This is a genomic window from Ornithinibacillus caprae, assembly GCF_009728145.1.
Taxonomy (GTDB): domain Bacteria; phylum Bacillota; class Bacilli; order Bacillales; family Amphibacillaceae; genus Ornithinibacillus; species Ornithinibacillus caprae.
In genome coordinates, this window is the sequence record NZ_WOCA01000007.1 from 122,904 (window position 1) to 135,607 (window position 12,704).

A 12,704-nucleotide genomic window follows, 5' to 3' on the forward strand; every position below is an offset into this window, starting at 1 on the left:
ATGAAAAAATTATCTATCATTAGCACCATGCTATTTATCACTTTATTTATTTCAGCATGTGGATTTTCTGATCCAGACTCAGATTCTACAGAAAAAGAAGGAAATGGTTATGAACTACTAACTGTTGCAAATCCAGCAGACATTACAACATTAGATCCACATAACAATAGTGTAATTACTACCTCTGCTGTACTTGTAAATATCTATAACAAGTTAGTAAAACGAGATGAAACAGGAGAGATTGTTTCTGATCTTGCTACTTCTTGGGAAAAAATTGATGATAATACATGGGAATTTAACTTAGAGCCAAACGTAACATTCCATAATGGAGATACGTTTACTGCTGAGGATGTAAAATTCTCTCTTGAACGTGTTGCAACCGATACAACACTACAACAAAATTCAACATTTAGACAAATTGAAGAAGTAAATATTATCGATGACGCGACGGTACAAGTGGTGACAACAGAACCAGATCCACAGCTTCTAAGCCGGCTATCTACACCTGCTGCAAGTATTCTTCCATCCACTTATTTCAACGAAGTTGGAGCTGACGAATTCTTCAATAACCCAGTAGGTACTGGTCCTTATGAATTTAGCACATGGGAACGTGATGACCATGTAGAGCTTGTTAAGTATGATGATTATTTTGAAGGTGAACCTAAATGGGAAACGGTACATTTCTCAGTCGTACCGGAAGATTCTACTCGTGTATCAGAATTATTAACAGATGGAATCGATATTGCATTCAACATTCCTACTGCAGACATGAACCGTATCAATGAAAATGATGGTACACATGTAGCTCTTGCACCAATCCAACGTGTTATACAATTATGGCTTTCTACTGAAGAGGGTGCAGCAACCGCTGATCCAGCTGTTAGAGAAGCAATTGATTTAGCAATTGATAACCAAGTAATTATTGATGAAATTTTACTAGGTTCTGCAACTGCAACAAGAACACATGTAACACCAGGAAACTTCGGAGCAGATGAATCATTATATGACACGTATCGTTATGACCCAGAACGAGCGAAGGAAGTCTTAGCAGAGTCTGGCTATGAAGATGGTGTCACTGTTGAGATTTCTGTGAATAACTACTACACAGAGATGGCAGAGGTAGTTGTCGGAATGCTTGCAGAAGTTGGAATTACTGCTGACATTGAACTAATTGAACAAAGTCAGTTCGCAAACCGCCTGTTTAACGAAGACCTTCGTGAAGGAGTATTCGTTGGTTGGGGGAATGACATGTTTGATGGAAGTATTCTTGAACTTTTTAAAGAAGATAATGTAACTAGCTATTCGAATGAAAAAGTCGAAGAATTACTTGATGCTGCAGCATATAACATGGATGAAGAAGAAAGAGCGGCACAATACCAAGAAATTCAACAAATCTTTGCCGATGAACTTCCTGTAGTTTATCTATTCCAATTAGAGGGACGTTACGGTGTGAATGACCGCATCAATTATACACCTAGATTGGACGAGCTTTATTATGTTGATGAGATTACTCTAAGTGAATAATATTTTAAAGGAGGAATTCCAGTGACTCCAGCTATTTCTTTGTGGGAATCCTATATGGTTGAAACACTACTTGCTAAAGGAATGAGTAGCTCAACATTAATCAGCTATCTACAAAACGAAGATAGTAAAGCATTAAATGATTTTGATGACACGTTTGATTATGCAGAGTTAATACAAGCAAGTAATAAGGCAAACGCAACAATTATCGAGGCAATTCAATCAGATTATAGAATTAAATATGTATCTAAATTTGGGATTAAAAAACTTCTTGATTTAAAATTTTCACTACAAGAAGGTACAAATTATCGAATGGAAGATGCAAAGTTCTATGACATTCCGTTGAATGAAGATCAACTTGAAACGTTGGAAAAGATGTTTGAACCACATTGGAAGTTTATAAATAAGCGGCAAACAGAATCTGGTTATCTAGTTGATTTGCTACATGTAACCGAATTAGAATAACGATTGAGTCAAGAGGCTGTCCAAAAGTCATGAAATTTGCTTTGGACAGACCTCTTTTTTATTGATAAAGTTAATTACTATTTTCCCTATGAGCAATTCATTACTCCTTCTTCCAAACTTTGCGATAATCTACCCTTCCATTACTATCAAGTTTAATATTCATATATTGACTATTATTTGGCTCATACACCGTATGTGTCCGATGATTTAAAAAGAAGATAGCATGATTTGATTTTAAATAGTCTTCAATCGCAACATACATTTGCCATTGTCTAGTCGTATCATGAAGCTTTTTTAATGCAGAAACTTGTTGATCCACTTCATTTCTCATCTGTTCATTCAAACTTGGGTATATGGTTAGCTGACTGGATTGGATAGCTGTTAATACAGACAGTAAACGATCTTCTGTTAAAGCAATTCCAGCAACAACAATATCAAATTTATTCAACACTTGTGGATTCCCTAAATCTTGGGCATTAACTATTTCAACAGATGAAGAAATACCAGCTCTTTCAAGCTGACTTTGTAAAATCAAAGCCTCTCTTTTGTGATTCACACCTTCTCGGATTTGCTGAGCAGCAATTTGTAAAAACATATCTTCATTTACATTGTCATGTACTTTCGTTTTACTTGTCTTTTCCTTCGATCTTTCTGTTAAAAAACTATGTGCTACTGATTCGTTCTCATGATTACTATGAAGGCAAAATTCCTTCTCATCAATCAAATTACATAATAATCGACGATAATAAATATTTTTCAATGGGCCATCTTTTCGACAGTTAAACGTAATATAATCCGCCCCCTCCTCTTGTACTTTTATTCCCTTCCAAGATGAGTCTGGTGCTGACAATAGAAATGGGTGTGATTGATTGCCCACTAACTTCTCAGGCGTTTTTATAATCTCGATTCGATCTAACCATGGCCGATATCCATAGTAATCTAAAAATACATCAAGTTGAACTTTCTCTTGGTCATGCCTTGTTAATTGATAAGGTCCACTTCCGATTGGTTTTTTTCGAAAATTGATTTCGTTTTGTTCGACCATTTCTATTGGAATAATGGATGCTTTCATAGTTGCTAAATATCTGGGGAATAGATAATCTGTTTCCTTTAATTTAAATATAATCACGGTTTGATTCCTTATTTCTATCGTTACTAAGTTTTTCTTAATCACATCATATTTCGGAAGACGATCTATCGTCGCTTTGACATCATTACTGGTAAGTTCTCGTCCATGATGAAACATCACCTGTTTTCGCAAATAAAAATACCACCGTATACCATCAACGGTCTCCCAGTGATGCGCAATCTGTGGAATTAACTTGTCTGATTTTGGATCGTACGCTACTAATCGATCGAAAATCTGTTGAACCATGTGGCTGTCATGTCTAGACATGATTGTTAATGGATCCATAGAGAGCATCGTTTCATAAAAAGGATACCTTAGTACGTCTAGTGGTTCTTCATCTTCCGTCTTGGTTTGAGAGATACCTAGAACCTTTTTAAACCATGTTTGAAATCTATCTTGGTACATTGAATCCATTTGTTGTAGTAAACGAAATGCTTCTTGATACTTTTCTGATCCAACTTTATTTATTGCCTCCTGGTATAGGATATCATCACTTTGAACAAACAAGGTTAGTTTTGGTTTCTTTCCCCGTCCTCGTTGTACTTCCCATTTAATCCAATTATGTTGGTCTAGGTAATTAACAATTGATTTCGTATGACGTTCGGAACAATTAAATAATCTAGCAAGCTGTGCAATTGTAGTTTCTACTTGTACATTTTTAGTAAAGTAAGTTGTTAAAATCCTTACATATTCCATGTATTTCATCAAATCCCCCTCCAAAAAAGGTGAACTATATTTTTATGATATCATCGCTTTTTCTTCACCTTTAATCAATTTACAATTTAATAATGGAATACGCAATAGGAGGTATGTAATATGAAAGTAGATGCAGCAGTTCAATTAGAAGAAAAGTCATCAACACTATGGAAAAATAAAAACTTCATGTTAATTTGGGGAGGTTCAACCATTTCAAGCTTTGGCTCACAAATGTATACGATTGCGATTCCCCTATTAATCTACCATATCAGTCAATCAGCTCTGGCAATGAGTACGATGAGGGCAATTGAATTCTTTCCTAATATATTTCTAGGGATTATTGCTGGTGTATTCGTTGATCGCTTTAACAGAAAGAAAATGATGTTATGGGCTAGTTTTATACAAGTATTATCTATGTTAGGTATCGTATTGTTACTTTTTACGGATCAAATTCAATTATGGCACCTATACATATTAGGATTTTTATTATCTTCTGCAGGATATACATTTTGGAATGCACACCATTCTGTCTTACCGCAAATTGTAACAAAAGAGCAATTAACCTCAGCAAATGCAAAACTGTCATTTGTAAGTACATTTATCCAAACCATTGGACCAGGTTTAGCTGGGGCTGTACTCGTATTATTTTCTTTCACTTCAACATTAATGATTTACACGGTCTGTTTAGGTATCTTGTTTATAAGTATTCAATTCGTTTATTTACCCTCTGATGGCCATAAAGAAAAAAAGCAGCATAGTTTTCGGAAAGAGATAAAAGAAGGAATCGAAGAGCTATTTCAGAATAAAACGTTATTAACTCCGACGATAACAGTTTTGTTTATTAATTTCGCTTCAAGCTTAGTGATTGGTGTACTCGTCTTTTATGTCACTGATCAGCTACTTGCAACTGAGGCACAGGTTGGTCTAATGTTTTCCATCTCTGCTATTGGAGGTCTTATTGGTGCAATGGTTATTAGTAAAATTAGAAAGCGATTTGGCAGGGGAAATATTTATACGTTCTGTCTTTTGATTGATTTCATAGCTATGTTATGTCTGATCGTTGCACCTTCGTGGTGGGTGATTGGGATTTCACTGGCTATAAGAACATTTTCAACAACCATTTCAAATATCGTATACTTTACCATTAGACAAGAATTCACACCAAACAACTTGTTGGGACGTGTTGCGGGCACCTCATCCATGCTTATGAAACTAACCCTTCCGTTTGGATTATTTATTGCTGGACTATGGGCTGAGTGGCTACCAATTCCAATTTTGTTTTCGGTCTCAGCGTGTATTTTTTTCCTCCTATTTATAAGACTTTACTTTCATCCTTTTCGGAAATTAATTTAAAAATTTGCCCGGGCTATTTTATAACCTGGGCAAATTTATTATATACCTTTATAAACTCTAGCTTCATACGGTTTTAACGTAAAGGAAGAGAAATCCTCTATGCCATCAATATCATAATTTCCAATTAGCACTTCCTCTGCTTTAAATGTCACGTCCTCTGGAAGCTGAAACGCCACATACTGCTCACTGAAATTGGTAACAACGAGTAGCTTTTCTCCTTCATAAGAACGCATATAAGCATAGATTTGCTCATGATCTGGTAATATTAACTGGTATTCACCATATACGATCAAATCATGTTGTTTACGTAATTTGATTAATTTTCGATAGTAATGATAGATCGAATGTTCATCTTTAACAGCCTGTTTAGCGTTAATTGTTTTGTAGTTCGGGTTCACCTGAATCCAAGGATCTCCAGTAGTAAATCCACCATTTTCTGTATCATCCCACTGTATTGGCGTTCTAGCATTATCTCTTCCTTTTACATAAATCGATTCCATTACTTTATCATGATCTTCGTTGCCTTCGGTCACTTTCTCTTTGTACATATTAAGAATTTCTATATCTTGATAATCGTTGATCGAATCAAATTTTATATTTGTCATGCCGATCTCTTCACCTTGATAGATATAAGGAGTACCTTGTAGCATATGCAGGAATGTACCTAGCATTTTTGCTGATTCCACTCGGTATTCTTTATCATTACCGAATCGGGATACGATCCGTGGCTGATCATGATTATTTAGATATAGGCTATTCCAACCAACACCATGTAGTCCTGTTTGCCACTTCGAAATACTTTCTTTCAAGTCTCTCAAATCCAGTGGTTTTAAATCCCATTTTCCATTTGGGCCAGAGTCTAAATCCATATGTTCAAACTGGAAAACCATTTGTAATTCGTCACGATTCTGATCTGTATATTTCTTGGCCTCTTCCACGTCAACACCAGGCATTTCTCCAACTGTCATGATATCATAGAGGGAAAGAACTTCTTTATGCATTTCTTGTAAAAATTCATGAATTCGAGGACCATTCATAAAGTATTGACTTCCAGATACATATCTCTTCGCTTCAGGATTTGGTGCATCAGGCAAGGCTGGTACTTTTGAAATAAAGTTAATCACATCCATACGGAACCCATCAATTCCTTTATCCAACCACCACTTCATCATTTTATAAATTTCATTGCGAAGCTTAGGATTTTCCCAATTCAAATCGGGTTGCTTTTTACTGAAAATATGTAAATAATATTCATTTGTTTGTTCATCATATTCCCATGCAGGTCCACTAAAAGTAGATTCCCAATTATTTGGTTCTTTTTCGCCTTTTCCTGGACGCCATATATAATAATCACGGTAAGGATTATCCTTAGATTTTCTTGACTCTTGGAACCACTCATGCTCATCTGACGAATGATTTACTACTAAATCCATAATCAATTTCATTCCCCGGTTATGTATTTCAGATAAAAGCTCTTCCCAATCCGCCATTGTTCCAAAGTCATCCATAATATCTTGATAATCTGAAATATCATACCCATTATCATCATTGGGTGATTTATATACAGGAGATAGCCAAATTACATCAATTCCTAGTTCCTTCAAGTAATCTAGCTTTTCAATCATCCCTTTTATATCACCAATTCCATCACCATTACTGTCATTAAAACTTCTTGGGTATATTTGATAGACGACACTTTCTTTCCACCAGGTCTTGTCCACAATCATTCCTCCACCATTTTCTTGTTTTTGCCAAGCCGCAGTTCCATTAAGCAGGGCAGCAATGTTTCATACTATCCTACCTGCCTACGAAAAAAGCAATTAGTTTAAAACCAATTGCCTCATTATGTTTATCATACCAAAACTAAATCATGGAGAAAATTATTATGAAATTTTTTATTTTTATCCCGTATATAACGTGGAGTAAAACCACCACTCTCACACTGATTGATGAAGATTCCCTTTATTCATCTGACTGTTTTTCTAAATATGCCTTCTCCTCTTCGGGACTATACACGCCTGTTGCTTTGCCAATAGTTCCACCTTGCAGTCTCCAAATTGTATTGTGATCAGCATCTGCAGAGGAGAAGTCCCCTTTTGCCCATTTTTCTAGAATATCGCGATAAATAGTTTCATGTTTTAGGTTAACTTCATTTAATCCATCTAATAACCATTGAATACGTTCTGGATGAATTTCATAGAATCCCCATTTTTCACTTGCCTTTACCTTTTGATGAGCCATACCATGTATATATTCTTGGTATATAATATCGTTTAGCTCATGCATTTGTTTCGTTTGACCAAAGGGATTTAATCCTTCATCAGCAAAACGGTTTAAATCTTCCTCTTTAATGTTTCCCTGAATCTCTATTCTTTGTTGCTCAAGCTCTTCTTTTGCAGCTTCCATTTCCTCATCTGATATATTTTCTGTTGCTTCTTCGTTGTTGGTAAACATCTTGTATACATGCCATCCTGCAACACTTAGTAACACAATGAAAGAAACGATTAATACAGTTATAACTACTTTGTACATATTACCCCTCCAATTGAAGTTGGATTGGGAATTTTGTTATTCTTGATAGTAGCTAACCCAATTCTAATTAAAAAATTGCATATGAGTCTTTTCCGATTTGTAATAATCTAAACGATCATTAAGTGTACCAGTATGAAACTCAAATTTATGTCCATCTGGATCTGTAAAATATATTGATTGTTTGTCTCGCTTGTCCCTCTTTCTTCCCTTTAATATAGTTACGTTTAATCTTTCGAGTTTATCACATACTGCCTGAAAATCTTTTTCATCAATTGAAAATGCAATATGAGTATAAGACTGATGAATTTCATTTCGTGGTACATTCTTTTCTTCATTTAGTGCGAGCCACAGCCCATTGAGATCAAAATACGCAGTACTCCTTCCTTTCACTAAAAGTTTTGCATCAAATACATTTTTATAAAATGTAATAGAAGTTTTTAGATTTGAAACGGAAAAAAGGAGGTGGTTAATCCCCTTTATTTTCATCGACTCACCTCATTTGTATTTTCTTTAATCATCGTTATAAATTCTGTATCATCCCTATGAAACGTCATTTTCTTGATAAAGTTAAATTTTTCGTAGAGATGTATGGCTCGCTTGTTAAAGGTTGCAACTGTTAAACGAATGTCTCTTTTTTCATCATGTTTAGTTATATACTCTAATATTTGTGCCAAAAAATGAGTTCCATACCCTTGCCCTGTTAACTCTGGTTTCATACCAATCCCAAGGTCAATACAATCATCTACATAAGCTTGATATTTCCTTCCTGCAGGAACTTGAGCAGATTTCCCTACACAGTAGAAACCTATTAAATTATGATTTTCGTCTGTAATCGCTTTATAAGATCGATCAAGAAGTTCTATAATAGCATCTCCACTTAAGACATTATTGTACATATCATAGGGTCTTTCGTACTTCCAAGTTAGAATTTCGATAGCAAATTTTTCCGTCATATTTTTTATTATTATATTCATTATATTATCCTCATCTCTGATCTAGTAATTTTTATGTTCTCTCTTTAGCATCTCTGATCATGCGAACCTTAGCCCAGCTATAAAATAAAGATAAATCTCCAACCGGTTGACCAGCGCTTTCATACCCATTTATCCAAGCTTCAATGAATAATTCCAATACTTGTGGTTCGATTAGCTTTTCTCCGTCTATTTTTAACACAGCCATTGTCCGAGCAATATCATATTGATAATTCCCAACGGAAGCATTCATCCAATCAATAACACCAGTAATTTTTTCACCATCCGTCATGACATTTAACGGATGATAATCAAGGTGAATTAATGTATTCGCTTGTGGATATTTATTATCTATCGACTCGATCAGCTTTTCTTCTTCTTTATTTCCTGCTGTTAACCAATTAGATATCCTAGGTTGTTCCATATGAATTGAATGAATAATTGCTTGTGTTTCCCCAAACGCAAATCCAAACTTATCTACACTTTCTGGGGATATTTTTATTTCTTCAAATACTGTTCTTCCTGGTAACCAATCCATTAACATAACAGTATATTGATCATAACAATCCACTTTATGAACCTTAGGAACTGGTACCCCTGCTCTCCCAGCCAGTTTGAGAGTGGATTGTTCCTGAACGAACTGGTGATATCTATGTTTAGGTAGCACCCGTAATGCATATGTATGTTCTTCTACAGAGGTTATCTTCCAAACTAAACTATCCAATCCGCCTTCAATTTTCGTATATTCTTTAACTTGATCTCCAATTAATTTCATCACGACTTTTTCAATATCCATCCGCTTCTCTCCTCAAAACGTCTTTATTACTTATTCGATGTCATTAGCTATTTTCCTGTTATTTTTATTTTTTAGTTGTACAAGCACTCTGTTGTGAATAGACATAAGTAGGACGTTTCAGCAGTAAAGGAGTGTATACGTTGAGTGTGTTTTTTAGCTATGTTTTATTAGGATTGTCTCTTGCGGCACCAATCGGTCCAGTTAATGCCGCTCAATTAGATAGGGGAATAAAAGGTGGATTTTTACCAGCTTGGTTCGTAGGACTCGGTGCAATAACGGCTGATGCTATTTATATGTTAATAGTTTATTTAGGTGTAGTTCACGTAATTGAAACACCCTTCGTTAAAACATTCTTATGGTTATTTGGTGGATTTGTTTTAATTTATACAGGAATTGAAAGCATGGTTAGTGCCAAGGAAGTAAAAGCAAGTGAAGATAGAAATGTAGAACCATTACATAAATCCTTTTTCGCAGGATTCATTATGTCAATTACTAATCCTTTAACAATCTTGTTTTGGTTAGGAATTTATGGTTCTGTTTTAGCAAAAACGGCAGCCAATTATGGTTATCAGGCACTAATTCTTTATAGTAGTGCGATATTTATTGGTTTGTTATCGTGGGACATTGTGATGGCTGCAGTTTCGAGCAGTTTCAGAAAGGTACTTAATGATCGAATCCTTACCGGTATTGCAGTTATCTCTGGATTAGCACTCGTTGGTTTTGGATTATATTTTGGAACACAAGGAATCTCCCTACTAATAGAACACTAGTGATGGTTAGCTTCTTTTTTCCATTTACGATTCATGAAGTAAGCTACAATTCCAATTAATGTAACTATACCGAGACTAATAAAAAATCCTGGTCGATTCGTTTGATCTATTAAGGTTCCACTTACTCCAGCAGACAAGAATACTATTCCTACAATATATTTTATTTGTTGTTTTATGGTTACTTTTTGTAGTTTTCGAGCAGATAATATGATAAATAACCAATTGTACAATAGCATCAGCCCCGCACCAGTTGTAATATACGTATAAATCTTTTCTGGTAGAGCAAGCGCCATAATGATTGAAGCAGCAAGACCTAAAACAAGAATACCTAACGATGGAAGTGGAACAGCTAGCCTTCCCTCCTTAGCGAAAATAGCAGGGGCATCTCCATCGTTAGCTAAGGAGACGAGTATGGTTGTAACACCGTAAAAGGAAGCAACCATCGTAGAAAAACCAGCAATAATTAAAGCCCCATTAAAAACATGAGGAACAAACCCTAGATTGAAATCCTTAAAAGCTACAATAAAGGGACTCTCTTCCGTGTTAAAAACATCCCAAGGAACTAAAACCAAAGCTAATGCTAATGAGATGGCATAAATAGTAACAAGGGATAAAACCATAACTCGACCAGCCTTTGGAGCATCCTTTGGCTCATTTAACTCTACAGCCATTAAGCCCATAACTTCAATGCCTCCAAAAGCATAAAACGCAAAAATTAAACTTGCCCAAAATCCCATCATGCCCGTAGGAAACAGTTCCTCTAATGAACTCGGTGTGTTTAAGTTGTCCGTTCCTTCTACAAACCCAAATACAAATGCACCTGCGATAAAAATAAACATAACTATTGCAGCAAGCTTCATGACAGCAAAAACATTTTCGATTCGACTTAATCCTTTAGCACCTATTAATAATACAAAAATCCCGATAATCGCATACCCCAACGCAAATAACCATAATGGGATATTTGGAAACCAAAAACGAGAGAAAATAGAAAGTGCGGTCAACTGACTTCCCATGATTAATATTTCTGCGAACCAGTACATCCAACCAATACTAAAACCAGCCCAATGACCAAATGCCTGTTTAGCATAGGTTCGGAATGCTCCTTTTTCAGGATGTTTCGCGGTTAATCTTGCTAGAGCATCAAAAACAATATACGTAGTAATACCTGCTAAAATGATCCCAATAATGATAGAAGGACCACCTAGTTGGATTCCTATACTAGAACCCAAGAAAAAGCCTGTACCTATCGTACAGCCTACACCAAACAGGGATAATTGCCACCACTTCATATTGTTTTCTTCTTGTTTCGATCGCTCCATAGTTATCCTCCTTACACACTACCCTTAATAAAATTCCCAATACCAACTGAAAATAAAAATGTAATTTTTTCTAGTTGGTTAATTACGGTTCGAGTAAGAGGATGTGGTATGCTAATAGGGTTATTTGGAGGATTCGGATTTCATTCCGAGATATGGCTTTCGTTCTGATTTATCGATTTTCGTTTCGAGTTAGCATTCTCTTCCCAAAAATACAAAAAAACAGGATATCCCAACCTAAGGACATCCTGTTGTTTAACTTTGATCATATAAAATATTTCCTTCTGCATCTAATACTTGATAATTAACTTCATGTAGATCTTTAACATCGTCAGGTATTGTATCAAGAAAAATATGTTTATTATTTATCTCAGTACTATTTTGGTGTAGTTCATTGCCTTCTTCATCATTAATAATATATTGAACTTTTTCAGCTTGAGGATAATGAAATACCCCGCCCCAAATAAACCTCTTTGGATTATTGGATTCATCTTCAATTGAATCAATCGTTAGAAATTCATATTTATTTACAATATCTACGTTTCTAGCAAAATGACTGCTATCATCTACTTTAAAGCGATCATTTTTTTTCGTATATGTACCACGACAAACAATGTAGCTTCCTTCTGCATCCTTCGTTAAAAATATGACGATACCCTCATCATCGTTACGATATAATATCTCAGGTTCATCATATTGTGCAAGACCACTATTATCTATCGCTTCTTTCAATGTAGAATGTGAACAACCTGAAACAACAATTAACCCAATAAACATCAAGATAGATAAGGACTTTTTCATTTTCTCCTCCTGAAAAACATTTATCATAAAAGCCTGTATTTTTCTAATTCCATAGTTATATATATATTAGACGTATTAACCAAGAAAAAAGTTTCAAAAATTAGTAAAAATTTACTATTAATTTAATGAAATATATTTCATAAATGCCTTAAAAAGCTTTCTGGGTTATTCAATAAATCCCTGGTAATTTTGGATGCTCTATCTCTTCACATGATGTTTGATAGATAAAGTTATTCTCTATCATAAAATTATCAGCATTTGGAAACGCCATTAACATCGGAGAATGCGTAGCAATAATGAAAGGAAGATTAAAGGGATAATTATTAGTTTTTTTGTAATTTTTCATGGTTA

The 12,704-nt window shown here is 35.0% G+C and carries 12 protein-coding genes; 4 read left to right on the top strand and 8 right to left on the bottom strand.

Going from position 1 to position 12,704, the window contains the following annotated elements:
• A complete protein-coding gene (locus tag GMD78_RS10850) occupies window positions 1-1,524 on the top strand; it encodes an ABC transporter substrate-binding protein (RefSeq protein ID WP_155668847.1) in 1,524 nt (507 codons plus the stop codon).
• A 21-nt stretch (window positions 1,525-1,545) separates the two neighbouring features.
• Window positions 1,546-1,986, top strand: coding sequence for a hypothetical protein (locus tag GMD78_RS10855; protein WP_155668848.1), 441 nt, complete (start codon window positions 1,546-1,548; stop codon window positions 1,984-1,986).
• A gap of 100 nt (window positions 1,987-2,086) precedes the next feature.
• Here the strand turns inward: GMD78_RS10855 and GMD78_RS10860 are convergent, their stop codons facing one another.
• On the bottom strand, window positions 2,087-3,820 hold the full coding sequence (locus tag GMD78_RS10860; RefSeq protein ID WP_155668849.1) for an ABC transporter substrate-binding protein: 1,734 nt from the start codon (window positions 3,818-3,820) through the stop codon (window positions 2,087-2,089).
• Window positions 3,821-3,931: 111 nt separating this feature from the next.
• Here GMD78_RS10860 and GMD78_RS10865 point away from each other — a divergent pair, with 111 nt between their 5' ends.
• The gene (locus GMD78_RS10865) at window positions 3,932-5,164 is read left to right on the top strand and encodes an MFS transporter (RefSeq protein WP_155668850.1); all 1,233 of its coding nucleotides are present in this window, start codon (window positions 3,932-3,934) and stop codon (window positions 5,162-5,164) included.
• A gap of 38 nt (window positions 5,165-5,202) precedes the next feature.
• Here the strand turns inward: GMD78_RS10865 and GMD78_RS10870 are convergent, their stop codons facing one another.
• The 5 genes from GMD78_RS10870 to GMD78_RS10890 form a co-directional block, all read right to left on the bottom strand.
• A complete protein-coding gene (locus tag GMD78_RS10870; RefSeq protein ID WP_343042257.1) occupies window positions 5,203-6,885 on the bottom strand; it encodes a glycoside hydrolase family 13 protein in 1,683 nt (560 codons plus the stop codon).
• A gap of 241 nt (window positions 6,886-7,126) precedes the next feature.
• Window positions 7,127-7,696: a DUF6241 domain-containing protein gene (locus GMD78_RS10875; protein WP_155668852.1), complete on the bottom strand. Its 570-nt coding sequence runs from the start codon at window positions 7,694-7,696 to the stop codon at window positions 7,127-7,129.
• A 63-nt stretch (window positions 7,697-7,759) separates the two neighbouring features.
• Window positions 7,760-8,182, bottom strand: a complete 423-nt coding sequence (gene fosM, locus GMD78_RS10880; protein ID WP_155668853.1) for a FosM family fosfomycin resistance protein — start codon at window positions 8,180-8,182, stop codon at window positions 7,760-7,762.
• Window positions 8,179-8,670, bottom strand: a complete 492-nt coding sequence (locus GMD78_RS10885) for a GNAT family N-acetyltransferase (protein ID WP_155668854.1) — start codon at window positions 8,668-8,670, stop codon at window positions 8,179-8,181. The genes fosM and GMD78_RS10885 overlap by 4 nt, the downstream gene beginning before the upstream one ends.
• A 31-nt stretch (window positions 8,671-8,701) precedes the next feature.
• Entirely contained in the window at window positions 8,702-9,463 is a 762-nt protein-coding gene (locus GMD78_RS10890; protein WP_155668855.1) for a phosphotransferase family protein, read from the bottom strand.
• Window positions 9,464-9,603: 140 nt separating this feature from the next.
• Here GMD78_RS10890 and GMD78_RS10895 point away from each other — a divergent pair, with 140 nt between their 5' ends.
• The gene (locus tag GMD78_RS10895; protein WP_155668856.1) at window positions 9,604-10,233 is read left to right on the top strand and encodes a LysE family transporter; all 630 of its coding nucleotides are present in this window, start codon (window positions 9,604-9,606) and stop codon (window positions 10,231-10,233) included.
• On the opposite strand, the gene GMD78_RS10900 is transcribed toward GMD78_RS10895, so the two are convergent.
• Window positions 10,230-11,555 carry an amino acid permease gene (locus tag GMD78_RS10900; protein ID WP_155668857.1) on the bottom strand — a complete coding sequence of 442 codons (1,326 nt, stop codon included), beginning with the start codon at window positions 11,553-11,555 and terminating at the stop codon, window positions 10,230-10,232. The genes GMD78_RS10895 and GMD78_RS10900 overlap by 4 nt on opposite strands.
• A gap of 252 nt (window positions 11,556-11,807) precedes the next feature.
• Window positions 11,808-12,353, bottom strand: a complete 546-nt coding sequence (locus GMD78_RS10905; RefSeq protein ID WP_155668858.1) for a hypothetical protein — start codon at window positions 12,351-12,353, stop codon at window positions 11,808-11,810.
• Between the last annotated feature and the right edge of the window lie 351 nt (window positions 12,354-12,704).

Excerpts from the sequence above, each read along its gene's own strand:
- GMD78_RS10860 (WP_155668849.1), bottom strand. The coding sequence starts at position 3,820 with ATGAAATACATGGAATATGTAAGGATTTTAACAACTTACTTTACTAAA.
- fosM (WP_155668853.1), bottom strand. The coding sequence starts at position 8,182 with ATGAAAATAAAGGGGATTAACCACCTCCTTTTTTCCGTTTCAAATCTA.
- GMD78_RS10890 (WP_155668855.1), bottom strand. The coding sequence starts at position 9,463 with ATGGATATTGAAAAAGTCGTGATGAAATTAATTGGAGATCAAGTTAAA.
- GMD78_RS10885 (WP_155668854.1), bottom strand. The coding sequence starts at position 8,670 with ATGAATATAATAATAAAAAATATGACGGAAAAATTTGCTATCGAAATT.
- GMD78_RS10865 (WP_155668850.1), top strand. The coding sequence starts at position 3,932 with ATGAAAGTAGATGCAGCAGTTCAATTAGAAGAAAAGTCATCAACACTA.
- GMD78_RS10850 (WP_155668847.1), top strand. The coding sequence starts at position 1 with ATGAAAAAATTATCTATCATTAGCACCATGCTATTTATCACTTTATTT.
- GMD78_RS10905 (WP_155668858.1), bottom strand. The coding sequence starts at position 12,353 with ATGAAAAAGTCCTTATCTATCTTGATGTTTATTGGGTTAATTGTTGTT.
- GMD78_RS10900 (WP_155668857.1), bottom strand. The coding sequence starts at position 11,555 with ATGGAGCGATCGAAACAAGAAGAAAACAATATGAAGTGGTGGCAATTA.
- GMD78_RS10875 (WP_155668852.1), bottom strand. The coding sequence starts at position 7,696 with ATGTACAAAGTAGTTATAACTGTATTAATCGTTTCTTTCATTGTGTTA.